Raw genomic sequence first — 22,757 nt, forward strand, 5'->3', positions numbered from 1 at the left:
CGATGCTGACACCCGAGGAGTGGGAGGCGCTGCGCCTGAGCCTGCGGATCGCGGGAGCCGCGACCTTCTGGGGGCTGATCGCGGCGACGGCGTTCGCGTGGCTGCTGGCGCGGGTGCGGTTTCCGGGGCGGTTCCTCCTCGATGCGCTGCTGCATGCGCCGTTGATCCTGCCGCCGGTGGTGATCGGCTTCGTCTTGTTGATCCTGTTCGGGACGCAGGGGCCGATCGGGCGCTGGCTGGACGAGGTATGGGGCATCCGGCTGGCGTTCACGGCAGCGGGGGCGTCGCTGGCGGCGGGGGTATCGGCCTTTCCGCTGATGCTGCGCGCGGTGCGGCTGTCGATCGAGGGGGTCGATCCGCGACTCGAAGAGGCGGCACGTAGTCTGGGGGCAGGGCCTTGGGACCGGGCCTTCACGATCGTGCTGCCGCTGGCGCTGCCGGGGCTGGTTGCGGCGGCGGTGGTCGGCTTCGCGGCGGCGCTGGGCGAGTTTGGCGCGGTCATCACCTTCGCCGCGAACATTCCGGGGGAGACGCAGACGCTGCCGCTGGCGATCTATGCGGCGTTACAGGTGCCGGGGGGCGAGGGCGCGGCGGCGCGTCTGTCGGGTATCTCGTTCGCGGCGGCACTGGCGGGGCTCTTGCTGTCGGAGTTGCTGCTGCGCATCGGTCGCCGCCGGGCGGGGCGGTGATGCGGGTCAGGGCGCGGCACCGGCTGGGCGACTTCCGGCTGGACGTGGCGTTTACCGGGCCGGAGGACGGCATCACCATGTTGTTCGGGCCATCGGGCGCGGGCAAGTCGGCGACGCTCGCCATCGTCGCGGGGTTGGTCCGCGCGGACGAGGCGGTGGTGGCGGTGGGCAACCATGTGCTGACCGACACCGCCGCCCGCATCGCGGTGCCGGCGGAGCGACGGCGGATCGGCATCGTCCATCAGGACGCGCGCCTGTTCCCGCACCTGTCGGTCGAGCGCAACCTGACGTACGGCTGGCGGCGTGCGCCCAAGGCCGTGCCGGGCGAGCGGCGGATCGAGCGCGACGCGGTGATCGAGGTGCTGGCGATCGGCCATCTGCTGGATCGCCGGCCGCTCGACCTGTCGGGCGGCGAGCGCCAGCGGGTGGCGATCGGCCGCGCGCTGCTGAGCCAGCCCGACCTGCTGCTGCTCGACGAGCCGGTATCGGCGCTGGATGAGGCACGGCGGGGCGAGGTGCTGAGCTTCATCGCCGCGCTGAAGCGGTTCGGGCTGCCCATGCTGTACGTGACCCACCGCGAGGACGAGGTCCGGCTGCTCGGCGATCATCTGGTGCGGATAGAAGCGGGGCGGGTGGTGGCCGAAGGCACGCCGGCGGCGCTGCTGCCGGGTGGCCTGGTGACGGGCGAGGCGGTAGCGCCCGGGCTGGTGCGGATCGGCAGCGAGACGATCGCCGTACCGGGACTGGATGCGCCGGTCGGGGCGGTGGTGCGGGTGTCGTGGTAACGGGCGGGGCGGCGGAAATTTAGGTTGAGGTTAGACTAAACCCGTTCCTATTTTTCCGGGGCGCGACGATGAGAAAGAGTGGGGCGATCTTATTTTCGATCGGCTTAACATGATGGAGTGCTGTGTGAAGTTGGTCTTGTTTACATCGCCAGATTGAAAACTGCCTACCGTACCTAATCACCTTCCAGCATCACCCAAATCAGGCGGCCAGCGTCAGCCGCCATGCCTCTGCCTTGGCCAGCGCGGGCGCGTCGTCGACGTCGATCCAGTCGAGGTCGCTGCAATCGACCACATGCGCGCGGCGGTCGGCGGCGAGGAGGCGCATGCCTTCGGTGAGGGAAGGGGCGCCAAGGCTGCCGAGCGCGGCGAACAGGCGGGGGCCGATCGCGAAGACGCCGGTGTCGTAGCAGTCGGCATCCGCCATGCCCTTGCCGATCGCGACGATGTCGTCGCCGTCGGTCTTCACCCAGGTCACGTCGTCGGGATCGACCCAGGGGTGGCCGATGCGGCGATCGATGCCGAGGGTTGCGCCGTTGCCGATGCCCGTGGTGGCGAGGCGGGCGTAGAGGGCGGGAGCGACGAGATGGTCGCACATCGCCAGCACCGCCGGTTCGCCGGCCAGCGCGGGGGCGGCGGCGAGGACGGAGACGCCGTTGGGCTCGCGGTGGTCGCGGGTCATCACCGTCTCCACCGCCAGCGGCCAGGCGCGGCTGGCGAGGTGCGCCGCGATCGGCTCCGCCCCATAACCCAGCACCACGATCGCGCGCGTCAGCCCCGCCTCGGCCATGCCGGTCAGGGCATGGTCGATCAGCGGCCGGCCGGCGACCGGGCAGAGCGGCTTGTACGGTGCCGCCGGCCGCAGCCGGCTGCCATAGCCGGCGGCGAGCAGGACGGCGTTGCGGATCATCGCGTCGTTATCCCGTCAGGCAGCCGCGATGAACTTCTCGACCTCTAGCTGGGCGAGGTCGTCGGTCATCTGGGTGCGGGGGTGCTTGCAGAAATAGGCGCTGGCGGGGTCGATGACGCCGCCGATGCCGCGATCCTTCGCTATCTTCGCGCATCGGATCATGTCGATGGCGACGCCGGCGGAGTTGGGCGAATCCTCGACCGAGAGACGGAGTTCGAGGTTCATCGGCACGCCGCCGAAGAGTTGCCCCTCCATGCGCAGGAAGCAGACCTTGTTGTCGTTCTGCCACGGCACGTAATCGCTGGGGCCGATATGGACGTTGTCGTCGTCGAGACGCTCCGCTGCGACCGACTGTACTGCTTCGGTCTTGGAAATCTTCTTCGATTCCAGACGACGGTGGTTCGACATGTTCAGGAAGTCGGTGTTGCCGCCGGTGTTCAACTGGTACGTGCGGTCCAGTTTCACGCCGCGCTTGGCGAACAGGTCGGTCAGCACGCGGTGGACGATGGTCGCGCCCAGCTGTGCCTTGATGTCGTCGCCGACGATCGCGACGCCGGCGTCCTCGAACCGCTTGGCCCAGACCGGGTTCGACGCGATGAAGACGGGGATGTTGTTGACGAAGGCGACACCGGCTTCCAGCGCGCATTCCGCGTAGAATTCGGTCGCTTCCTGCGAACCGACGGGCAGGTAGTTCATCAGCACGTCGGCGCCGGTCGCCTTCAGCTCGGCGATCACGTCTTCCTTCGACGGCTGCGTGTCGTTGGCGACGATGAAGGTGCGGTCGTCCTTGTAATCGGCCATATGCTCGGCGACGCCGTCCAGCACCTTGCCCATCTTGACGACGGTGCCGGTGGCGGGGAGGTTGGCGGCGAAGACGGCGGTGCAATTGGGCTTGGCGAAGACCGCCTCGGCCACATCCTTACCGACCTTGCGCGCATCGACGTCCCATGCGGCCACGACCTTGATGTCGCTGGGGCGGTAACCGCCGACTTCCCAGTGCATCAGGCCGACGGCGTCATTGGTCCCTTCGCCATAATGCTCCAGCCCCTGAACGAGCGAGCTTGCGCAGTTGCCGATGCCGACGATGGCGATCCGGATGTTGGCCATTACAGTCCTATTCCTTGACGAGATAACGCGCCGGCGCGTCGGCCGGGGCGGGAGAAGTTGACGTGAGCAGCGACCGTTCCACCCGGCGATGCCAGGCGAGACCGGCAACGGCGATCAGCGTGAGAGGCACGATCTCGAACCACCAGAAGATGCGTGGATCGCCGATCAGGCAGGCGATGAAGATTGCCCCGACCCGGACATTGGCGGTTTCCAGCGACAGCAGCCGCATCGGCGGCACGGCGGCGGCGCCGTAGCGCGCGCCCAGCACCAGCGGTTCGGGCGAGGCGGCCAGCCGATGTTCGAACGCGCGCGCCAGCCGATCGGGGCTGCCGGCGAACCAGTCGTAGAGGCGAACCAGAGGGCTGTCGCTGGCCGGGGCCGTCGTAGCAACCAGCGCCACGCCCTTTATCCGGCGGTGGAAGCGGCTGCGCTCGCCCTCATACAGGCTCGACTGCACAGCGTGGGCGGCACCGGCGGCGAAGGCGAGGACCCAGCCACCGACCGTGCCGACCTCGATCGCCAGCACGACATAGATCAGAGCAAAGACGCCGTGATCGCACAGGCCATCGAGCATCCGGCCGAGCGGGCTGGCAGTGCCGGTCGCGCGCGCGACCATGCCGTCCAGACCGTCGGCGACCAGCCAGCCGATCGACAGGACCAAGCCCAGTACCGCCAGCGGCCACGCCTCGAACCGGGCATAGGCCAGTGCCGCCGCCGCCCCCAGCACCAGTCCGGCGACCGACACCGCATTGGCCGAAATGCCGCGCGCAAGCGTCCACGGCAACAGCAGGCGGCTGGCGGGATGGATCAGCCAAAGGTTGGAAGGGTCCTCGATCCGGCGATCGCGCGATCCATCCGGTGGAGGCACTGTCATAGGCTGGGGACAATGCGCCTGTGCGCAATTTATTTCAAGATGATTACGGCAGGTTGACGCTCAGTTCATCGAGCCAGACCTGCGCCGTGCCATCGGACGGCGCGCGCCAGTCGCCGCGCGGGCTGATCGCGCCGCCGGCCGAGACCTTCGGACCGTTGGGCAAAGCGGACCGTTTGAACTGGCTGGTCTGAAAGAAGCGGTAGCAGAATTTCTCCAGCCAATGGCGGATCGTCGGCAGATCATAGGCGACGCGTGCGTCCGCCGGAAAGTCCGCCGGCCAGCGGCCCGCGTCCACGTCGCGCCATGCATGCCAGGCGAGAAACGCGATCTTCGACGGGGCGAGGCCGTGGCGCAGCACGTAGTGCGCGAAGAAATCGTTGAGGGCATAGGGGCCGATCATCGACTCGGTCGATTGCAGCGCACCGTCCGCGCCCGCCGGCACCAACTCGGGCGAGATTTCCTGCGCCAGGATCGCGTTCAGCACGTCGTTGGTCGCGGCGTCATACTGGCCGTCGCGGATGCACCAGCGGATCAGGAACTGGATCAGCGTCTTGGGCACGCCGGTGTTGACCGCATAATGGCTCATCTGGTCGCCGACGCCGTAGGTGCACCAGCCGAGCGCCATCTCGCTGAGATCGCCCGTTCCCAGCACGATACCGCCGCGCTGGTTGGCGAGGCGGAACAGGTAATCGGTGCGCAGGCCTGCCTGCACGTTCTCGAACGTCACGTCATATTGCGGTTCGCCGTCGGCGAAGGGATGGCCGATATCGCCCAGCATCTGGCGGGCGGCGGGGCGGATATCGATCTCGTCGGCGGTGCAGCCGAGCGCGCGCATCAGCGCCCAGGCATTGGCCTTCGTCCCCTCGCCGGTCGCGAAGCCGGGCAGGGTGAAGGCGAGGATATCGCCGCGCGGCCGACCCAGCCGGTCCATCGCCTTGGCCGCGACGATCAGCGCGTGGGTCGAGTCGAGGCCGCCGGAGACGCCGATCACCAGCGTCTTCGCGTGCGCCGCCTCCAGGCGCTTCGCCAGCGCCTCGACCTGAATGTTGAACGCTTCGAAACAGTCGGCGTCGCGTTTGGCGGGATCGTTGGGGACGAAGGGGAAGCGGCGGACGGCGCGTTCGAGGCCATGGTCGTGGATATCCTCGCCATGCGCGAAGCCGATGCGGCGGAAGCGGGTTTCGGGATGGCCGGCGAAGGTGGCGGCATCGTTGAAGGTGCCGAAGCGGCTGCGCTCCTGCACCAACCGCTCGGTATCGATGTCGGCGACGGTCAGGTGCGGCACGCGCGCGAACCGCGTGGATCCGGCGATCTGCTCGCCGAGTTCGTGGATCAGGCCCTGTCCGTCCCACGCCACGTCGGTCGTGCTCTCGCCGATCCCGGCGGCGGCATAGACATAGGCGCAGACGCCGCGCGCCGACTGCGCCGCCGCCAGCATCGCCCGCTCGCGCGCCTTGCCGATGACGATGTTCGACGCGGACAGGTTGCAGCAGATCAGCGCCCCGGCCAGCGCGCCCATCGTCGAGGGTGGGGTGGGCGCCCAGTAATCCTCGCAGATCTCGGCATGGAAGGTGAAGAAGGGCAGGTCGCTGGCGGCGAAGATCAGGTCGGGGCCGAATGGCACCTCCTCGCCGTTCAGATCGATCGTCAGGCCGGTGAGGCCGCCGCCGCTCGCGAACCAGCGCTTCTCGTAATATTCGCGGTAGTTGGGCAGGAACGTCTTCGGTACGACGCCCAGCACCCGGCCGCGCGCGATCGCGACCGCGCAATTGTACAGGCGACCGTTCCGTTCCAGCGCGGCGCCGACCAGCAGCACGGGTTTCAGATCGACACTGGCCGCGACCACCGCCGCGATCGCGTCTCGCGTCGCGCGTTGTTGCGCCGATTGCAGGTGAAGGTCGTCGATCGCGTAGCTGGTGAGGTTGAGTTCGGGGAACACCAACAGATCGACTCCGCGCGCATCCGCGTCCTGCGCCAGTGCCAGCGTCGCCGCCGCATTGGCGCGCGTATCGCCGACGCTGGCGCCGGGCGTGGCGGCGGCGACGCGCACCATGCGCTGGCGGTGGAGCGAGTAGAACGGGTGGGTCATGGTTGAGGCTTCTACCCGATCGGTCGGGGTTTTCGACCCTTTTGCTCCCCGGCGGAGGCCGGGGTCCAGTTGGGTGAGCGATCGTAACGAGTTACCTTGGCCTTCCCGACTGGGCCCCGGCCTCCGCCGGGGAACGCTGTTGAAAGCCGGTCGTCCGTCGACTATTTCCGGGGCGCGGCGACCACGTTCCCGCCCCCGTGTCGGGGTGTTCAAGACCGGGACGGCCCGGCAGCCTGAAGGAGGCTGTCATGGCGTGGATTTCCCTGGTGCTGGCCGGTTTGTTCGAGATCGTCTGGGCAAGTGCGATGAAGCAGTCGCACGGCTTTTCGAAGGTGTTGCCGAGTGTCGTGACGATCGGCGGGATGATCGTCAGTTTCGGCCTGTTGTCATGGTCGATGCGGACGTTGCCGCTGGGCACCGCGTACATGATCTGGACGGGAATCGGCGCGGTGGGGGCGTTCGCCGTCGGGATCATGGTGTTCGGCGAGGCGGTCAGCCCGATGCGGGTGGCGGCGGCGTTGCTGATCGTCAGCGGGCTGGTGGTGATGAAGCTGGCGACGCCTTGAGGGGACATTTGTCAGTTATCGATTGCGGCCGATGACCAGCATTGGTGGGCAGCGGACATTCGTGCTTTACCATGAGCGTATGTCGCTCCCGCCTCGAATAATCCTCCATTCACCCATAGCAGACCATGAAGCCTTGGCGAAATTCATCGAGCGCTGTCTCCGGGACGGTGTTCGTCTCATATCCATTGCGGGTGACGATGCGGAGAAAGTGGAACTTGAGGTTGATTTGGTGGTGATCGGCGACGGAAGCGACGAGGGGCGGTTTTTGGTCACAGCGGCCCACCCCGGCGAACCGCTCAACGAAGTGCTGGAATTTGCCTCATCTTGGGTTTGCGACCGCGAAGGTCTGCTTGAAGTTCGGCTCTGATGTCGGCGTCGGCTATTGGGCGAAAGCGACATGGCTGTTTTTCCGGCGCCCGCTCGCTAACGGAGCACTGAACTCCCTAAGTCGAGGCTTCGCATGACGATCACACTGTACGGCATCCCCAATTGCGACACAGTGAAGAAGGCACGGGCATGGCTGGATGCCGAGGGCGTCGCGTATGACTTCCACGACTACAAGAAGGCCGGCGTGGACGAGGCGACCTTGCGCGGGTGGGTCGATCGGCTGGGGTGGGAGACGGTACTGAACCGCAGGGGGACGACGTTCCGCAAGCTGCCCGAGGAGACCCGCGCCGATCTCGATGCGGACAAGGCGGTGCGGATCATGCTGGCGCATCCGTCGGCGATCAAGCGGCCGATCGTGGTGACGGGGGATGCGGTGCAGGCCGGGTTCGATCCGGTGGCTTATGCGGGGCTGTTTCCGGTTCGCTGAGCATACTTGCCTGATCGTGGCAGTCGGCGCACACCTTCTTGCAGATGAAGGGGGCGGTGATGGGCGACTGGGGCGGTTATCGGGGGTCTGACCGGCGGCGGGTGCCGCGGTGGTTCGGGTCGGTGGCGATCCTGTTGATGCTGTGGGGCGCGATGGGGATCGTCAGTTGCATCCAGCAGGTGCGGCTGGGCGCGGACGCGATGGGCACGTCGACCGCCTATGACCGGATGTTCTATGCGGCGCTGCCGATGTGGTATAATCCGCTGTTCGCGATGACGGTGGGAACCGGCTTTGCCGGTGCGCTGGCGCTGTTGCTGCGATCGACGGTGGCGCGGCAGTTCTTCATCGTGTCGCTGGTCGGGATCGTCGCGATGTTCGGCTGGGTGTTCCTCGCGACCGACCTGATCGCGCACAAGGGCGTGGTGGAGGCGACGGGATTTCCGGCGCTGATCCTGGGCGTGGGCGTGTTCCAGCTGTGGCTGGCGTCGCGCGCGCGGCGGCGAGGCTGGATCGGGTGAACTGGCGGGGGTAAGGATCGCCGCCATGTCCACGACCTATACGCTCGACACCGCCACCAGCCGCGCCAACCCGACGCCGGCCCCGCTGAAGCGCCTGACCGTGCCCGCGATGCGCGCGCGCAAATCCAGCCGCGAGGGCGGTGGCGATCCACTGGTGATGCTTACCGCCTACACCGCGCGCAACGCGCAGTTGCTCGATCCGCATTGCGACATGCTGCTGGTCGGGGACAGTCTGGGGCAGGTGATCTATGGCCTGCCCTCGACGGTGCCGGTGACGCTGGCGATGATGGCGGCGCACGGCGCGGCGGTGGTGCGCGGCAGTTACCATGCGGTGGTCGTGATCGACATGCCGTTCGGCAGTTACGAGCGGTCGCCCGAACAGGCGTTCGACAGCGCGGCGTGGCTGTTGAAGGAAACCGGCGCGGCGGCGGTGAAGCTGGAGGGGGGCGAGGCGATGGCCCCGACCGTGCGCTTTCTGTCCGAACGCGGCATTCCGGTGATGGGCCATATCGGCCTGACGCCGCAGGCGGTGAACGTGCTGGGCGGATACGGCGTGCGCGGCCGGACCGAGGCGGAGGCGGCGAAGATCATGGCGGATGCCGCCGCGATCGACGCGGCGGGCGCGTTCGCCATGGTGCTGGAAGGGGTGGTGGAGCCGATCGCGGTGGCGATCACGCACGCCGTGTCGTGTCCGGTGATCGGCATCGGCGCATCGGCGCAGTGCGACGGGCAGGTGCTGGTGGCCGAGGATATGCTGGGCATGTTCGACCGCACCGCGCGCTTCGTGAAGCGGTACGACGATCTCGGCGCGCGGATACAGGATGCCGCCGCGCGCTATGCCGCCGAGGTGAAGGCGCGCAGCTTTCCCGGCGTGGAACAGGTCTATGCGGCCAAGGCACGGGCGGCGGATTGATCCGCTTCCGTTTCGCGGGCAACGTCGTTAAAGGCGCTGGTTCCCCGATCCTGCCCGTTTTTTTCCCGCCTGCCTTTCCCGGAGCTAGTCCTTGGCCCTGCCGCCCGACACCAATGTGGCCTTTCTTCGCGAAGTCGATGACGAGGTTCGCCGCGATCGCCTGACCAGTTTCTGGACGAAATGGGGGTTGTGGTCGATCGCCGGCGTCGTCGCCGCGCTGGCGCTGCTGGGCGGGTTCCTGTTCTGGCAGCACCGTGGCCGCGAGACCGCCGGTGCCGAGGGCGAGCAATTGCAGACCGCGTTCGATGCGCTGGGGCAGGGGCAGTTCGACAAGGCCGCGGCGCCGCTGAAGTCGCTCGCCGGATCGGACGCCGCCGGATACCGGGCGCTGGCGAAGTTCACGCAGGCCGATCTGCTGCTCCAGAAGCAGGACCTGAAGGGCGCGGCGGCATTGTTCGCCTCGGTCGCGACCGACAGCGGCGTCGGCCAGCCGTTCCGCGATCTGGCGCTGATCCGCCAGACCGCCGCCGAATATGATACGCTGAAGCCGCAGACGGTGGTCGAGCGGATGCGGCCGCTGGCGGTGCCGGGCAATCCGTGGCTGGGCAGTGCCGGCGAGATGATGGCGCTCGCGCAGATCCGTTTGGGCCAGCAGGCGCAGGCGGGGCAGTTGTTCGGCCGGATCGCGCGGGACGAGGGCGTGCCCGATTCGCTGCGTCAACGTGCCGTTCAGATGGCGGGCGTATTGGGCGTCGATGCCCTTCCGTCGGGTGCGGCCGGAAAGCCCGCCGGCAGCCCCACCAATCAGGATAGCCCGTCGCAATGATCAAGCATTTCCGTGCCCCGGTGATGGTGGCGGCTCTGGTGGCGTTGAGCGCGTGCGGCATCTTCAAGGGCGGTGGTCCCAAGAAGACGCCGACCGTCGGCGAACGCGTGTCGATCCTGACGTCGGAAAACGGCGTCGCGACCGACCCGTCGCTGGCCGATGTGCAGGTGACGCTGCCCGCCCCTGCCGCGAACGACGCCTGGTCGCAGCCGGGGGGCAATGCCGCCAAGTCGATGGGCCAGCTTGCGCTCGGCGCAACGCCGGCCCGCTTGTGGCAGGCGACGATCAACGGCGGCTCCCCGCGCGAGCGGCTGGCGGCGACGCCGGTGGTGGCTGAGGGCAAGATGTTCGTCATCGATGTCGCCGCGGCGGTCCATGCGATCGCGGCCGATACCGGCGCGACGCTGTGGACGGTCGAACTGTCGCCCGGCAAGAAGAACAGCGGATCGCGTTTCGGCGGCGGCGTGAGTTACGACGACGGCAAGGTCTATGCCGATGACGGTCTGGGCGATGTCGTTGCGCTGAACGCGGCGGACGGCAAGGAATTGTGGCGAGCCAAGCCCGGCGGGCCGCTGCGCGGGGCGCCGACGGTCGCCAACGGCAACGTGTACGTCCTGTCGCAGGACAACCAGATCTTCGCGATCAATCAGGCCGACGGCAAGGTGCAATGGGCGCAGTCCGGCACGCTGGAGACGCAAGGCGTGTTCGGCGTCGCCGCCCCCGCCGCCAGCCAGGGTTCGGTGGTCGCGGGCTATTCCAGCGGCGAACTGTCCGCCTATCGGTATGAGAATGGCCGCGTGCTGTGGCAGGACGCCTTGTCGCGCACGTCGATCACGACGTCGGTGTCGAGTCTGGCCGATATCGACGCGGCGCCGGTTATCGATCAGGGCCGCGTCTATGCGGTCGGGCAGGGCGGGCGAATGGTCGCGCTGGAACTGTCGACCGGCCAGCGGCTGTGGGAGCAGAACCTCGCGGGTATCTCGACGCCGTGGATCGCGGGCGAGTGGCTGTTCGTGGTGACCGACGATGCGCGGCTGGCGGCGCTGTCGCGGGCGAGCGGCAAGGCGCGCTGGATCGCGCAGTTGCCGCGGTTCCGCAACATCAAGAAGCGGTCGGGGCCGATCACATGGTTCGGCCCGGTGCTGGCGGGCAACCGGCTGGTGATGACCAATTCGCGCGGCCAGATCGTCTTCGCCTCGCCCACCGATGGCAGTGTGGTGCAGACGATCGAAACCAAGGTGCCGTTCGGCCTGTCGCCGATCGTCGCCAACCAGACACTGTACGTGCTGGACCAGAAGGGGCAGATCGCGGCGTATCGTTGATCGGGTTTGCAGGGTCGCGGTGATCCGGGGCCTGACGAAATAGCGCTGTTCCCCGGCGGAGGCCGGGGTCCAGTTGGGTGAAGGGTTGCGGTAAGTCACGATGGCTTTCCCAACTGGACCCCGGCCTCCGCCGGGGAACAATTTGGGGCTGAACCCTATGTTCCTGCGCGGCTATCCGCCCCGCTCTAGCGGCGGGGTGACGCCGCGCCCGTCTGCGGCTACAGCGCCACGATGCCCAAACTCCCCGTGGTCGCGATCGTCGGCCGGCCGAATGTCGGCAAATCGACTCTGTTCAACCGCCTCGTCGGCAAGAAACTCGCGCTGGTCGATGATCGGCCCGGCGTGACGCGCGACCGGCGGGAGGGCGATGCCAGTCTGGTCGGCCTCGATTTCCGCGTCATCGACACCGCCGGATATGAGGATCACGACGCCCAGACGCTGCCCGGCCGGATGCGGTTGCAGACCGAGGCGGCGATCGCGCAGGCCGATGTCGCGCTGTTCCTGTTCGATTCGCGCGCCGGCATCGTGCCGCTGGACGAGGAGATCGCCCGCTGGCTGCGGCAGTCCGCCACTCCGGTCATCCTCGTCGCCAACAAGGCGGAGGGCAAGACCGGCGACCAGGGTATCCTTGAATCGCTGAGCCTGGGCTTCGGCGATCCGGTGCAGATGTCGGCCGAACATGGCGAGGGCGTGGGCGACCTGTTCGAGGCGCTGTTGCCGATCATCGACAAGGACAAGGACGAATTCCCGCCCGAGGAAGAGGACGAGGACGACGAGCGGCTCGACGCGCCGTTGAAGCTGGCAATCGTCGGTCGTCCGAATGCGGGCAAATCGACGCTCATCAACCGGATGCTGGGCGAGGATCGCCTGATTACCGGGCCGGAGGCGGGCATTACCCGCGATTCGATCGCGGTCGACTGGACGTGGATGGACCTGCTCGGCCGCCCCCATGCGGTGAAGCTGATCGACACCGCCGGCATGCGCAAGAAGGCCAAGGTGCAGGACAAGCTGGAGAAGATGTCGGTCGCCGACGGTCTCCACGCGGTCGATTTCGCCGAGGTCGTCGTGCTGCTGCTCGATGCGACGCTGGGGCTGGAGGCGCAGGACCTGCGCATCGCCGACAAGGTGCTGTCCGAAGGCCGCGCGCTGGTGATCGCGCTGAACAAATGGGACATCGCCGAAAATGCGTCGTCGCTGTTCAATGGCGTGAAGAAGGCGCTGGAGGACGGCCTGAGCCAGGTGAAGGGCGTCACCGTCATCACCGTGTCGGGCGCGACCGGGCGCGGCATCGATCAGTTGATCGGCGCGGCGTTCGAGGTGCGCGAGGCGTGGTCGAAGCGGGTCGGCACCGGCGAACTGAACCGCTGGTTCGAACACGCGATCGAGGCGAACCCCCCGCCCGCGCCGGGCGGTCGCCGTATCAAGATGCGGTACGTGACGCAGGTGAAGACACGGCCGCCGAGCTTCGTGATCTTCGGCACCCGCGTCGACCAGCTGCCGGCGAGTTACGAACGGTATCTGGTCAATTCGATGCGGCGTGAACTGGGATTCGGGGCGGTGCCGGTGCGCGTCACGATGCGGGCGCCGAAGAATCCGTTCGATACGAAGGAGTAAGGGGGCAGCTCCCGCTCGAATCGGCGGGCGGCAACCTTCTGTTTACCGGATGGCGCTACGGCTTGGGCTGGAACCGGGAAGTCGCGGGAGCAGTCGGGTGTCGCTGGACGGAAGCACGTTGGTGGATGGGGTGGCCTTTGCGGCGGCCAAGTCCGAACTGGGAACGGGCTTCGTGCGCATTCTCGGCTATTTTCGCGAGGATGGCGTGAAGTCGGTCGCCGCGATCGAGGCGGCGATGCGCGCGAATCAGGCGGCGGCGCTGGTCATCCCGGCGCACACGCTGAAGGGCGAGGCGCGGCAATTCGGTGCGATGCCGCTGGCGGCGCTGGCCGAGACGATCGAGGTTGCGGCGCGCGATTGCGTCGAGCGGCAGGACACGCCCGAGGAAGCGCTGGAACAGGTGACGCGGTTGCGGCCGCTGTTCGAACAGACGCTGGCCCTGCTGGAGCGTGAGGCGAATCCGGTGGTGCCGGTGCGCCGGCCGGTGGCGGGCGGTTTCGGCCGCCGGGCGATGCCGGGCTGAATTAACGCCGCATCGCCGGTCGTTCCATCCGGGCCATCGCGCGCCACAGCCATTCCAGCGGGCCGTAGCGGTATCGCGTCAGCCACGGCGTCGGCCACCACAGCATCAAACCCCAGACGGGCGGGATCAGCAGGTAGAGCGTGGCGCGGTCCCAGGCGCCGAACCGGTGCAGGCCCCATCCGAACACGAACGTCATCAGCACGCTGGTGCCGATATAATTGGTGAAGGCGGTGCGGCCGGTCGCCGCCAGTCGTCGTGTAAGGCCGCCACCGGGCCGGATGAGCAACACGATCAGCGCGGCATAGCCGACCACGGCGATCATCCGGATCGGCTCGCTGGCGAAGATCGATCCGGTCATCACCCAGCGCTGGTCAAAGCCATGCGCGATCGTCAGCCAGCCGAGCAGCGCATAGGCGGGCAGGGCGAGGCCCAGGCACCCGGTGGCCCAGCGGCGATACCGCGCCCGCGACCAGCCTCCGGTCAGGAAGCCACTGCGATATGCCGCCATGCCGAACAGCATCGCACTCAACGTCTGCAGGCCGACATAGAAAAGCGAGGCGAACGGGGCATCGGCATGGTCCCAGCGCCAGCGGACGCCCGTCCACCAGCCGCCGCCCTGCCCGGCGATGTCCCCCGACAGCACGGCCGCGGGGGGCGCGCCGAAAATGGCGGCATAGCCGTTCCAGATCGCGGTGGCGGCGGCGGTGTTGCGCGGTGCGCTGTCGAACAGCATCTGCGTGGCGATGCCGCTGATGACCGTCTCCATCGCCAGCGTGATGATCCCCGCCGCCACCAGCGCGCGGACGGGCAGCCGCGCGAACATCAGCGCGAGGCCGCCGACCAGCGCATAATGGCTGAGGATGTCGCCCCACCAGATCAGGTACAGGTGCAGGCAACCGATCACGAACAGCGTCGCCATCCGCCACAGATGCACCTGCGCCCCGTCGCGGCCGGCGCGATCGATGACCAGCAGCATCGAAGCGCCGAACAGGAACGAGAAGAGGCCGCGCATCTTGCCCTCGACGAGCACGAAATTGGCGAACCAGATGGCGATGTCGGCAGGGCCGGTGCCACCCCAGGCCAAGGGCGAGAAATAGGCGGCGCGGGGCAGCGCGAACGCGGGCAGGTTGGCGACCAGGATGCCCATCACCGCGACGCCGCGGATGACGTCGAGCGTGTCGAACCGGGTGTCGGCAGGTGTCTGGACGTCAGGGTCGGGAATCATCGCCGCCGATTGGCACGGTGGCGGCGCGGGCGATAGCGCCTTGCCGCCCGAAAAGGAGGCGCCCCCCTGCGACGCTATCATCGCAGGGGGGGGCACACATGTGTCAGGCGAAGGTAACGCGGGTGCGGCGACGGCCGCGGCGCAGCGCCAGGCCGGTCAGGCCGAACCCGGTCAGCATCATCGCCCAGGTCGACGGCTCCGGCACCGCCAGCACGCTGTTGATCCAGCTGGCGTGGATCGAGGTGGGGACATAGCCGCCGAATTCGCCGAACGACGAGTTCAACGTGCCGTCGACGTCGCCATATTCGGTGCCGAAGCTCAGGCCGAACGACGTGACGCTGGCGATCTTGCCGTCGACGAAGCTGGGGCCGCCCGAATCACCGTTGGAAATCGATGCCTCGCGGGCGCCGCGACCCAGATTGCAGAACTGATAGCTCTCGACACCAACATCGCCCGAAACGATGCAGGCGGCATCGTTCACGCGACGGCCGCTGTCAAAATCGGCGACATAGACGTTGTCGATTTCTGACCCGCCGCGGCTCAGGAAATCCAGACCGCCGTTGAAGACATCGTCCCCCAGACGGAAGTCATAGGTGTTGTCACCCTGACGACGACGGCCCGCGCCGGCATCGGCGCCGATCGCGCCGCCGACCGTCGAACGACGGCCGAAGCCGGCGACGTTGAAATCGGTGCCGGTCAGATTGTCGGTGTACAGGCCATAGCTGGTGGCGAACAGCGGTGCCGCTTCCGACAGGCGGAGGACGGCGATGTCGTTCTGATCGATGACCTGTCCGGTATAGCCGGCGTTGACGAAATACTCGCTGACGGTGATCGCGGTCGCCAACGGGCTGGCACTGGGGACGACATCGGGATCGGTGCCGTTATAGAAATAGGCGGTCGTCGCGATCGGGTTGGCCGTACCGGCACCGCCGCTGACGCAGTGGCCGGCGGTCAGGATCGACATGCGGTCCGCCAGCAGGGCACCCGAACAGATGAAGCTGCCGGCCGCACCCTGGTTCATGATGAGCGATACGACGCCGCTGTATTTCTGGTCGGTCGCGAAATAGGTCGGATTGCCATTGGCGAACACGGTGCCGGTGCCGGTGGTGCCGATGATCGTATTCGATGCCTGATAGCTCAGGCCATTGGCGGACGTACCGATGACCGTGCCTGCCGATGCGGAGCCGGCAGCGGACAGCAGAAAGGCAGCCGCCATCGTGTGGCGGAACATACGCTTTGTCATGAAATCTCCCCGTTTTCAGGGACGTGTCCATTCCTGCGAACGGGTAACGATCACGCCTCCTGTGAAACGGAAGCTATCATGCAGTGCAGCAAGGTAAAGAGATATTCCTAACTATTTATTAACATTCTGTGACCGAAATGGTGGCGTCGACATTCTTACGCCAGTGCAGCATCCGATCCCATCAGCGTCGGGAAGAACCCTTCGTGTGCCGCACGCAGCGCATCGAGCGCCACCACGTCATCCCGGTCGGGCCGCTCGAAGATCAGGCGCTTGCCGCCGGTGCGGCCGAGCGGTTCTACCTCTACCCCCGCGGCATGGGCGGCGCCGAGGAAATCGAGCAGCGCATGGTCGTGGACGGTGACGATATAGACGCCCTGATCCTCCGCGAAGAACGAGCGTGCGCAGTCATAGGGCTGCTTGCGGTCGATCATCGCGCCGATGCCGCCGGCCAGCGCCATTTCGGCGATGGTCACGGCAATGCCGCCATCGGACACGTCGTGGCAGGCGGTCATCTGGCCGGCACGGATCGCGTCGCGGACGAAGTCGCCGGTGCGGCGTTCGGCGGCGAGATCGACGGGCGGCGGTGGCCCTTCCTCACGGCCATGGACTTCGCGCAGCCATAGCGACTGGCCGAGATGGCCGCCGCGCGTGCCGACGGTCAGGATAATGTCGCCGGTGGCCTTGAATGCGATGGTCATGCTCTTCGACCAGTCGGGCATCAGGCCAACGCCGCCGATCGCAGGCGTCGGCAGGATCGCCGAGCCGCCGCCGGTCGCCTTCGATTCGTTGTAGAGCGACACGTTGCCCGAGACGATCGGGAAATCGAGCGCGATGCACGCCTGGCTCATCCCGTCGAGACAGCCGACGATCTGGCCCATGATCTCCGGCCGCTGCGGGTTGGCGAAGTTCAGGCAGTTGGTGACGGCGAGCGGCGTCGCGCCGACCGCCGTCAGGTTGCGCCACGCCTCGGCCACCGCCTGCTTGCCGCCCTCGACCGGGTCGGCGAAGCAGTAACGCGGCGTGCAGTCGGTGGTCATCGCCAGCGCCTTGTCCGTGCCGTGGACGCGAACGACGGCGGCGTCGCCGCCGGGGCGCTGCACGGTGTCGGCGCCGACCATGTGGTCATATTGTTCCCAGATCCAGCGACGGCTGGCGATATCGGGCGATCCCATCAGCGTCAGCAGATCGGCGGCGATATCGGGGGAGCCGGGCGTGTTCTCCAGCGGCGCGGGCTTCGGCGTCGGCACGTGCGGCCGGTCATACAGCGGTGCCTCGTCGGCCAGCGGCCCGAGGGGGATGTCGCAGACCGTCTCGCCCTTCCACGTCAGTACCATGCGGCCAGTATCGGTGACACGGCCGATGACCGCGAAATCGAGTTCCCATTTGCGGAAGATCGCCTCGGCCTCCGCCTCGCGGCCGGGCTTCAGCACCATCAACATGCGCTCCTGCGATTCGGAGAGCATCATTTCGTACGGCGTCATGCCGGTTTCGCGCTGCGGCACGTCGTCCATGACCAGTTCGATACCCACGCCGCCCTTCGACGCCATCTCGACCGACGAGGAGGTGAGGCCGGCGGCGCCCATGTCCTGAATGGCGACGATCACGTCGGTCGCCATCAGTTCCAGACACGCCTCGATCAGCAGCTTCTCGGTGAAGGGATCGCCGACCTGCACGGTCGGGCGCTTGGCATCGGCATCGTCGCCGAAATCGGCGGAGGCCATCGTTGCGCCGTGGATGCCGTCGCGCCCGGTCTTCGACCCGACATAGACGATCGGATTGCCGATGCCGCTGGCGGCGGAATAGAAGATCTTGTCCTGATCGGCGACGCCAACGGTCATCGCGTTGACCAGGATGTTGCCGTCATAGGCGGGGTGGAAATTCACCTCACCGCCCACCGTCGGCACGCCAACGCAATTGCCGTAACCGCCGATGCCCGACACGACGCCCGAAATCAGGTGCCGCATCTTGGGATGATCGGGTCGGCCAAAGCGCAACGCGTTAAGGTTGGCGACCGGGCGCGCACCCATCGTGAAGACGTCGCGCAGGATACCGCCGACCCCCGTCGCCGCGCCCTGATAGGGTTCGATATAGGACGGATGGTTGTGGCTCTCCATCTTGAAGATCGCCGCCTGTCCGTCACCGATGTCGATCACGCCGGCATTCTCGCCGGGGCCGCAGATGACGTGCGGACCGGTGGTCGGCAGCTTCTTCAGGTGGAGGCGGCTGGATTTGTAGCTGCAATGCTCGGACCACATGACCGAGAAGATGCCGAGCTCGACCAGATTGGGCTCGCGGCCCAGCGCGTGCAGCACGCGCTCATATTCTTCCGGGGAGAGGCCGTGTTCGGCGACGATCGTGGCGGTGATCTCGGTCATGGCGCGCAGATAGCGGCGGATCGTCCGCCATGCCAGCGTCGCCGCGATTTCCCCCGAAATGACGCTTGTCGTGGCCCGCATTGTGGCAGGGCGGACATAATTTTTAGAGGTTTTTCCGCTAGGGCGGCAACGACCGTCGATATTCGGCGGTTGTCATTCCGTGTCACTACGGGGCTGGAGGCAGCGTCCAATTCCGGACGCTGCCTCTGGTTTTATGCGCTTGAGAAGATCAGGCGTAGGGCGGCTGATGCAGGCCGGCGGGGCTGGTCGTGAAGATCTCGCACCCCGTTTCGGTGATGCCGATCGAATGTTCGAACTGCGCCGACAGCGACCGGTCGCGCGTCACCGCCGTCCAGCCGTCGTCGAGCAGCTTCACGTCGGGACGGCCGATGTTGATCATCGGTTCGATGGTGAAGATCATGCCCGGCCGCAATTCGGGGCCGGTGCCGGGGCGACCGACATGGACGACCTCCGGCGCATCATGGAACAACCGGCCGAGGCCGTGGCCGCAGAAATCGCGGACCACGCCGTAACGATGCGATTCGGCATGACGCTGCACGGCATGGGCGATGTCGCCCATATGGTTGCCGGGCTTGGCCTGTTCGATGCCGAGCATCAGGCACTCATACGTCACCTCGACCAGCCGCCGCGCCTTCAGCGGTACGTCGCCGATCAAATACATGCGGCTGGAATCGCCGTGCCAGCCGTCCAGGATCGGCGTGACGTCGACATTGACGATATCGCCCGACTTCAACGCCTTGTCCGACGGAATGCCGTGGCACACGACATGGTTGATCGAAATGCAGGTGGAATGCGTATAGCCGCGATAGCCCAAAGTCGCCGGCACGCCGCCGCCCGCGAGGATGAAATCGTAGATCATCCGGTCGAGCGCCGCGGTGGTGACGCCCGGCACCATGTGCGGCACCAGCATGTCGAGCGTTTCGGCGGCGAGCCGCCCCGCCTTGTGCATGCCGGCAAAGGCGGCGGGGCCGTGCAGCTTGATGGCGCCGGTGCGCGCATCGGGCGCGTCGGAGGTGACGGTGACATATTCGGTCATGCCCAACGTTATAGCGTGGCGGGCGCCGATTTGCGAGGCTATGCCGCCGCCATGGCAAGCGAACGCATCTGGACGGCCGCGCTGGTGGTCATCGGCGACGAGATCCTCTCCGGCCGGACGCAGGACCGGAACGTGGCGCAACTCGCCACCTGGCTGAACGTGCAGGGCATCCGCCTGGCCGAGGTGCGCGTGGTCGCCGACCGCGAAGAGGCGATCGTCGAGGCGGTGAACACCCTGCGCGCGCGCAACGATTACCTGTTCACCACCGGCGGCATCGGCCCGACGCATGACGACATCACCGTCGACGCGATCGCGGCGGCGCTGGGCGTCGGCGTGGAGCACCACCCCGACGCGATGGCGACGCTGACCCGCTATTACGAAACGCGCGGCGGCCTGACCGAGGCGCGCGCGCGGATGGCGCGGGTGCCGGTGGGGGCGGGGCTGATCGAGAACCGCGTGTCGGGCGCGCCGGGCATCCGGATCGCCAACATCTTCATCATGGCGGGCGTCCCCCACATCACGGCGGGCATGCTCGACGCGCTGACCGGGACGCTGGAGGGCGGCCGCCCCGTCGTGTCGCGGACGATCGGTTGCTGGGTCGGCGAGAGCGAGGTCGCCGATATCCTGCGCGCGACCGAAAAGGCGCATGAGGAAGTGGCGATCGGCAGCTATCCGTTCTTCCGCGACGGCCGGACGGGTGCGAATTTCGTCGTGCGGAGCGCCGATCCGGCGCGGGTCGATGCGTGTCTGGCCGACCTGACGGCCGCATTGCGGGGGGCGGGCCGCGAGGTGATCGACGACGGTATCTGATCTATGCTTGCAACAACTGCAATCGCGGTGACCGACTGCGCAGTTGTGATGGTGGGCCGGTGACGACACATGGACGGATGCGCTGCGTTGCAGCAAATTCCATGTCCGGGGTTACCATGTTCAGCCTGATCGCGCTTTATTTCGATTACCGCAAGCAACAGGCCGCCGCACCGGTGCTGACGACCGCCCCGGCCGCCACGCCCGCCAACGACCGTGAGCCGATGCGCGCCGAGGCCCGCGCCGCCTGATCCGTCTGGCGCGGCGCCATCAGGTTGGGGAATTACGCCTTGCCCACCACAGATAGGCCAGCACGCCCGCACCGACGATCACGCTGACGGCGGCGATCTGCCAATTGCCGGATCGCTCGTCCGCTGGCCCGAATGCGGTTGCGATACCAATCGCCGCGCCGGCCACGACCATGATCCAGCCGAGAAGGCCGGCCGACAGGCGCGATTCGGGCTCCAGCTTCGCGATCAGCAGACGGGCGCTTTCCGGATCGGTCTTCAGCGCGCGCCGCACGGTGCCATGAAGAATCATGTGCGAAATCAGCTTGCGCACCTGTACCGCGAAAAGAAGCATGATCGTCAACGCGGCGATCGGAAGAATGACTTCTTGCATCGATATTCGCGCCCATTGTCATCCGGCACACGATCAACTGCGACGGTCTGGAGCGGGTGAAGGGAACACGCCATTGCCGTAAGTGGCTAGTGGCGGAAGTTTGAGGATTGCAGGTGACTCAATCTGACCGGCCCGCAGTACTCGATTAGGGCGCTTTGGGCGCGCCCGACGCAGCAAACTAAGCAGGGGACACACTGGAAATTTCCTTGCCGATATCCCGCCGGGGCCATTTCGCGCAATCCGGCGTCTAATTGACTGCTCCTGTTCGAAAATCGTTCGTAGACTTGAAACGGCGACCCTCCGATGGCATTCCACGCGCGGCTGATCCGGCCGCGCCGTCCACACTGGCGAAGCCTATGGGCAGGAGACGTATATCGCCACTCGAACCATTCCAGGTGCGCGTGGGCCTAGCCGAGTCGACCGACCGTATCGCTCGTCACGAGGGCGATAGTTTTGCGATCCGCGAGCGGCTCGCCTTCGCCAACGTCCGCCTGTTCACGCTGTCCGATGGAGAGATCAACCATCTCACTGGCACGCTCAAGGGCATGATGGATGCCAACTTCCGCAAGGAACTGGGTGCCAAGATCAAGCGCGGCCAGCGGGGCACAGTGGCGCAAGGGCGATCTCCCGCGGGGCTCGCCTACGCCTATCGCATGGCTAATCGGATCGACGCCGGTGGCCGTGCCGTCCGCGGTCTTCGCGAAATCGACCCCGAGAAGGCGGCGATCGTTCGCCGCATCTTCGAAGAATATGCCGACGGGATCAGCCCGAAGCGGATCGCCGAGCGGCTGAACGCTGACGGTATTCCCGGACCACGTGGCGACCGCTGGCGCGCGACGACGCTCCGTCCGGACCGAACCCGCGGCAACGGCCTGCTGCAAAACGAGCTCTACATCGGCCGCATCGTCCACAACCGGACGTCGAAGGTGGTCGAGCCGATGACGCGCCGCGTCCGCATCCGCCCGAACCCGCAGGATCAGTGGGTAATCGAAGACGTGCCGCACCTGCGCATCATTGATCAGGAACTGTGGGACAAGGTGCAGGGCGCACTGCGGCGCCGTGAGGGCGGGACACCGGTGCGCCACCGGCGGGCGCGGCACATGCTCTCCGGTCTCGGCGTATGCGGTGTCTGCGGCAGCTCGTGGAACGTCCGTACTGCCACCTACTGGGGTTGTGGCAGCCGCACGGAGGGCAGCGGTTGTGACAATAACCGCACGATCTCGACCGAGAGCTATGAGCGTCGCGTGCTTGCCGGCCTGCGCGACCGAATGCTGGACCCGGATCTGGTCGAGGTTTTCGTAGCTGAGTACCGCGAGGAACATGCCAAGCGCGCCGTCCAGATGCAGCGGGAGCGCGGTTCAGCTGAACGCCGCTTGGCCAATGCGACAGCGACCATCGACCGCCTCGTTGCTGCGGTCGGCTCTGGCGCCGGGACGTTCGAGCAGTTCCGCGACGCGCTTAACAAGGCGCGGGACGACCGAGAAGCGGCGCTGGCCGAGTTGCAGGATCAGGATGCGCTGCCAGTCGTGGCGCTCCACCCGGCGATCGTCGCGGATTACCGTAGGCAGGTCGCGAACCTGCAAGCCGCACTGGCTGATCCCGAAGCGGGTCCGCAGGCGGCGACGGCCTTGCGCGCTCTCAACGACCGGATTGTGCTGACACCCAATCCGGATGGCCGTGGCGTATCGATCCAGGTCGAGGGACGCCTCGCCGGCATCGTCGCGCTGGCAACCGGATGCGAACCGCCGGAGGCGCTTACTGTCAAGATGGAGCGGGTGAAGGGAATCGAACCCTCGTCGTAAGCTTGGGAAGCTTCTGCTCTACCATTGAGCTACACCCGCGGACGCGGCGCAATCGGGGATTGCCGTGGCGCTGGACCGTG

Annotated in this window: 23 protein-coding genes and 1 tRNA gene; 14 read left to right on the plus strand and 10 right to left on the minus strand. The window is 66.9% G+C overall.

Annotation, left to right across the window (positions count from 1 at the left end; translation table 11 throughout):
- Nucleotides 1-2: 2 nt before the first annotated feature.
- Both modB and JAO74_RS13490 read left to right on the plus strand, forming a co-directional pair.
- Nucleotides 3-689, plus strand: a complete 687-nt coding sequence (modB, locus tag JAO74_RS13485) for a molybdate ABC transporter permease subunit (RefSeq protein WP_199038945.1) — start codon at nucleotides 3-5, stop codon at nucleotides 687-689.
- Nucleotides 689-1,474: an ATP-binding cassette domain-containing protein gene (locus tag JAO74_RS13490; protein ID WP_199039225.1), complete on the plus strand. Its 786-nt coding sequence runs from the start codon at nucleotides 689-691 to the stop codon at nucleotides 1,472-1,474. The genes modB and JAO74_RS13490 overlap by 1 nt, the downstream gene beginning before the upstream one ends.
- 199 nt (nucleotides 1,475-1,673) lie before the next feature.
- On the opposite strand, the gene JAO74_RS13495 is transcribed toward JAO74_RS13490, so the two are convergent.
- Genes JAO74_RS13495 through JAO74_RS13510 form a run of 4 tightly spaced genes read right to left on the minus strand, consistent with a single transcriptional unit; the run spans nucleotide 1,674 to nucleotide 6,451 of the window.
- A complete protein-coding gene (locus JAO74_RS13495) occupies nucleotides 1,674-2,381 on the minus strand; it encodes a phosphocholine cytidylyltransferase family protein (RefSeq protein WP_199038947.1) in 708 nt (235 codons plus the stop codon).
- A gap of 15 nt (nucleotides 2,382-2,396) precedes the next feature.
- Nucleotides 2,397-3,488 (minus strand): inositol-3-phosphate synthase, encoded by a 1,092-nt coding sequence (locus JAO74_RS13500; protein ID WP_056530238.1) that lies wholly within the window; start codon nucleotides 3,486-3,488, stop codon nucleotides 2,397-2,399.
- Nucleotides 3,489-3,495: 7 nt separating this feature from the next.
- A complete protein-coding gene (locus JAO74_RS13505; RefSeq protein ID WP_199038949.1) occupies nucleotides 3,496-4,362 on the minus strand; it encodes a CDP-alcohol phosphatidyltransferase family protein in 867 nt (288 codons plus the stop codon).
- A 43-nt stretch (nucleotides 4,363-4,405) separates the two neighbouring features.
- Nucleotides 4,406-6,451 (minus strand): NAD(+) synthase, encoded by a 2,046-nt coding sequence (locus JAO74_RS13510; RefSeq protein WP_199038951.1) that lies wholly within the window; start codon nucleotides 6,449-6,451, stop codon nucleotides 4,406-4,408.
- A gap of 248 nt (nucleotides 6,452-6,699) precedes the next feature.
- On the opposite strand from JAO74_RS13510, the gene JAO74_RS13515 reads away from it, so the two are divergent.
- The 9 genes from JAO74_RS13515 (at nucleotide 6,700) to JAO74_RS13555 (ending at nucleotide 13,547) form a co-directional block, all read left to right on the plus strand.
- The gene (locus JAO74_RS13515; RefSeq protein WP_199038954.1) at nucleotides 6,700-7,017 is read left to right on the plus strand and encodes a DMT family transporter; all 318 of its coding nucleotides are present in this window, start codon (nucleotides 6,700-6,702) and stop codon (nucleotides 7,015-7,017) included.
- Between the two features lie 31 nt (nucleotides 7,018-7,048).
- Complete coding sequence (locus JAO74_RS13520) at nucleotides 7,049-7,384, plus strand: hypothetical protein (protein ID WP_199038956.1); 336 nt, start codon at nucleotides 7,049-7,051, stop codon at nucleotides 7,382-7,384.
- Between the two features lie 93 nt (nucleotides 7,385-7,477).
- The gene (locus JAO74_RS13525; protein ID WP_199038958.1) at nucleotides 7,478-7,831 is read left to right on the plus strand and encodes an ArsC family reductase; all 354 of its coding nucleotides are present in this window, start codon (nucleotides 7,478-7,480) and stop codon (nucleotides 7,829-7,831) included.
- Nucleotides 7,832-7,890: 59 nt separating this feature from the next.
- Nucleotides 7,891-8,349 (plus strand): hypothetical protein, encoded by a 459-nt coding sequence (locus JAO74_RS13530; protein WP_199038960.1) that lies wholly within the window; start codon nucleotides 7,891-7,893, stop codon nucleotides 8,347-8,349.
- A gap of 25 nt (nucleotides 8,350-8,374) precedes the next feature.
- Nucleotides 8,375-9,262: a 3-methyl-2-oxobutanoate hydroxymethyltransferase gene (gene panB / locus JAO74_RS13535; RefSeq protein WP_199038961.1), complete on the plus strand. Its 888-nt coding sequence runs from the start codon at nucleotides 8,375-8,377 to the stop codon at nucleotides 9,260-9,262.
- 91 nt (nucleotides 9,263-9,353) lie between these two features.
- On the plus strand, nucleotides 9,354-10,088 hold the full coding sequence (locus JAO74_RS13540; RefSeq protein WP_199038963.1) for a tetratricopeptide repeat protein: 735 nt from the start codon (nucleotides 9,354-9,356) through the stop codon (nucleotides 10,086-10,088).
- Nucleotides 10,085-11,410 (plus strand): outer membrane protein assembly factor BamB family protein, encoded by a 1,326-nt coding sequence (locus JAO74_RS13545; RefSeq protein ID WP_199038966.1) that lies wholly within the window; start codon nucleotides 10,085-10,087, stop codon nucleotides 11,408-11,410. Before JAO74_RS13540 ends, JAO74_RS13545 begins: the two co-directional genes overlap by 4 nt.
- A gap of 231 nt (nucleotides 11,411-11,641) precedes the next feature.
- Nucleotides 11,642-13,024: a ribosome biogenesis GTPase Der gene (gene der / locus JAO74_RS13550; RefSeq protein ID WP_199038969.1), complete on the plus strand. Its 1,383-nt coding sequence runs from the start codon at nucleotides 11,642-11,644 to the stop codon at nucleotides 13,022-13,024.
- Between the two features lie 97 nt (nucleotides 13,025-13,121).
- Nucleotides 13,122-13,547, plus strand: a complete 426-nt coding sequence (locus tag JAO74_RS13555) for an Hpt domain-containing protein (RefSeq protein ID WP_332908812.1) — start codon at nucleotides 13,122-13,124, stop codon at nucleotides 13,545-13,547.
- Between the two features lies 1 nt (nucleotide 13,548).
- On the opposite strand, the gene JAO74_RS13560 is transcribed toward JAO74_RS13555, so the two are convergent.
- From JAO74_RS13560 to map, 4 genes are all read right to left on the minus strand, one after another.
- A complete protein-coding gene (locus JAO74_RS13560; RefSeq protein WP_199039228.1) occupies nucleotides 13,549-14,772 on the minus strand; it encodes a DUF418 domain-containing protein in 1,224 nt (407 codons plus the stop codon).
- Nucleotides 14,773-14,875: 103 nt separating this feature from the next.
- The gene (locus JAO74_RS13565) at nucleotides 14,876-16,015 is read right to left on the minus strand and encodes a trypsin-like serine protease (RefSeq protein ID WP_199038975.1); all 1,140 of its coding nucleotides are present in this window, start codon (nucleotides 16,013-16,015) and stop codon (nucleotides 14,876-14,878) included.
- A gap of 155 nt (nucleotides 16,016-16,170) precedes the next feature.
- The gene (gene purL, locus JAO74_RS13570) at nucleotides 16,171-18,390 is read right to left on the minus strand and encodes a phosphoribosylformylglycinamidine synthase subunit PurL (protein WP_199039231.1); all 2,220 of its coding nucleotides are present in this window, start codon (nucleotides 18,388-18,390) and stop codon (nucleotides 16,171-16,173) included.
- Between the two features lie 229 nt (nucleotides 18,391-18,619).
- Nucleotides 18,620-19,447 (minus strand): type I methionyl aminopeptidase, encoded by an 828-nt coding sequence (map, locus tag JAO74_RS13575; protein ID WP_199038978.1) that lies wholly within the window; start codon nucleotides 19,445-19,447, stop codon nucleotides 18,620-18,622.
- A 51-nt stretch (nucleotides 19,448-19,498) separates the two neighbouring features.
- On the opposite strand from map, the gene JAO74_RS13580 reads away from it, so the two are divergent.
- On the plus strand, nucleotides 19,499-20,257 hold the full coding sequence (locus JAO74_RS13580; protein WP_199038980.1) for a competence/damage-inducible protein A: 759 nt from the start codon (nucleotides 19,499-19,501) through the stop codon (nucleotides 20,255-20,257).
- A 101-nt stretch (nucleotides 20,258-20,358) separates the two neighbouring features.
- On the plus strand, nucleotides 20,359-20,505 hold the full coding sequence (locus tag JAO74_RS13585; RefSeq protein WP_199038982.1) for a hypothetical protein: 147 nt from the start codon (nucleotides 20,359-20,361) through the stop codon (nucleotides 20,503-20,505).
- Nucleotides 20,506-20,524: 19 nt separating this feature from the next.
- On the opposite strand, the gene JAO74_RS13590 is transcribed toward JAO74_RS13585, so the two are convergent.
- Nucleotides 20,525-20,836 (minus strand): hypothetical protein, encoded by a 312-nt coding sequence (locus JAO74_RS13590; RefSeq protein WP_199038984.1) that lies wholly within the window; start codon nucleotides 20,834-20,836, stop codon nucleotides 20,525-20,527.
- Nucleotides 20,837-21,270: 434 nt separating this feature from the next.
- Here JAO74_RS13590 and JAO74_RS13595 point away from each other — a divergent pair, with 434 nt between their 5' ends.
- The gene (locus JAO74_RS13595; protein WP_199038986.1) at nucleotides 21,271-22,677 is read left to right on the plus strand and encodes a recombinase family protein; all 1,407 of its coding nucleotides are present in this window, start codon (nucleotides 21,271-21,273) and stop codon (nucleotides 22,675-22,677) included.
- On the opposite strand, the gene JAO74_RS13600 is transcribed toward JAO74_RS13595, so the two are convergent.
- Nucleotides 22,643-22,716, minus strand: a tRNA-Gly gene (locus JAO74_RS13600). The two genes, JAO74_RS13595 and JAO74_RS13600, sit on opposite strands and share 35 nt — an antisense overlap.
- Nucleotides 22,717-22,757 lie beyond the last annotated feature (41 nt).

It is taken from the genome of Sphingomonas mollis (assembly GCF_016427505.1).
GTDB classification, from domain to species: domain Bacteria; phylum Pseudomonadota; class Alphaproteobacteria; order Sphingomonadales; family Sphingomonadaceae; genus Sphingomonas; species Sphingomonas mollis.

Bases quoted from the DNA above. Each gene is read 5' to 3' on its own strand.
- modB (WP_199038945.1), top strand. From the start codon at position 3: ATGCTGACACCCGAGGAGTGGGAGGCGCTGCGCCTGAGCCTGCGGATC.
- JAO74_RS13490 (WP_199039225.1), top strand. From the start codon at position 689: ATGCGGGTCAGGGCGCGGCACCGGCTGGGCGACTTCCGGCTGGACGTG.
- JAO74_RS13495 (WP_199038947.1), bottom strand. From the start codon at position 2,381: ATGATCCGCAACGCCGTCCTGCTCGCCGCCGGCTATGGCAGCCGGCTG.
- JAO74_RS13500 (WP_056530238.1), bottom strand. From the start codon at position 3,488: ATGGCCAACATCCGGATCGCCATCGTCGGCATCGGCAACTGCGCAAGC.
- JAO74_RS13505 (WP_199038949.1), bottom strand. From the start codon at position 4,362: ATGACAGTGCCTCCACCGGATGGATCGCGCGATCGCCGGATCGAGGAC.
- JAO74_RS13510 (WP_199038951.1), bottom strand. From the start codon at position 6,451: ATGACCCACCCGTTCTACTCGCTCCACCGCCAGCGCATGGTGCGCGTC.
- JAO74_RS13515 (WP_199038954.1), top strand. From the start codon at position 6,700: ATGGCGTGGATTTCCCTGGTGCTGGCCGGTTTGTTCGAGATCGTCTGG.
- JAO74_RS13520 (WP_199038956.1), top strand. From the start codon at position 7,049: ATGACCAGCATTGGTGGGCAGCGGACATTCGTGCTTTACCATGAGCGT.
- JAO74_RS13525 (WP_199038958.1), top strand. From the start codon at position 7,478: ATGACGATCACACTGTACGGCATCCCCAATTGCGACACAGTGAAGAAG.
- JAO74_RS13530 (WP_199038960.1), top strand. From the start codon at position 7,891: ATGGGCGACTGGGGCGGTTATCGGGGGTCTGACCGGCGGCGGGTGCCG.
- panB (WP_199038961.1), top strand. From the start codon at position 8,375: ATGTCCACGACCTATACGCTCGACACCGCCACCAGCCGCGCCAACCCG.
- JAO74_RS13545 (WP_199038966.1), top strand. From the start codon at position 10,085: ATGATCAAGCATTTCCGTGCCCCGGTGATGGTGGCGGCTCTGGTGGCG.
- der (WP_199038969.1), top strand. From the start codon at position 11,642: ATGCCCAAACTCCCCGTGGTCGCGATCGTCGGCCGGCCGAATGTCGGC.
- JAO74_RS13560 (WP_199039228.1), bottom strand. From the start codon at position 14,772: ATGATTCCCGACCCTGACGTCCAGACACCTGCCGACACCCGGTTCGAC.
- JAO74_RS13565 (WP_199038975.1), bottom strand. From the start codon at position 16,015: ATGACAAAGCGTATGTTCCGCCACACGATGGCGGCTGCCTTTCTGCTG.
- purL (WP_199039231.1), bottom strand. From the start codon at position 18,390: ATGACCGAGATCACCGCCACGATCGTCGCCGAACACGGCCTCTCCCCG.
- map (WP_199038978.1), bottom strand. From the start codon at position 19,447: ATGACCGAATATGTCACCGTCACCTCCGACGCGCCCGATGCGCGCACC.
- JAO74_RS13580 (WP_199038980.1), top strand. From the start codon at position 19,499: ATGGCAAGCGAACGCATCTGGACGGCCGCGCTGGTGGTCATCGGCGAC.
- JAO74_RS13585 (WP_199038982.1), top strand. From the start codon at position 20,359: ATGTCCGGGGTTACCATGTTCAGCCTGATCGCGCTTTATTTCGATTAC.
- JAO74_RS13590 (WP_199038984.1), bottom strand. From the start codon at position 20,836: ATGCTTCTTTTCGCGGTACAGGTGCGCAAGCTGATTTCGCACATGATT.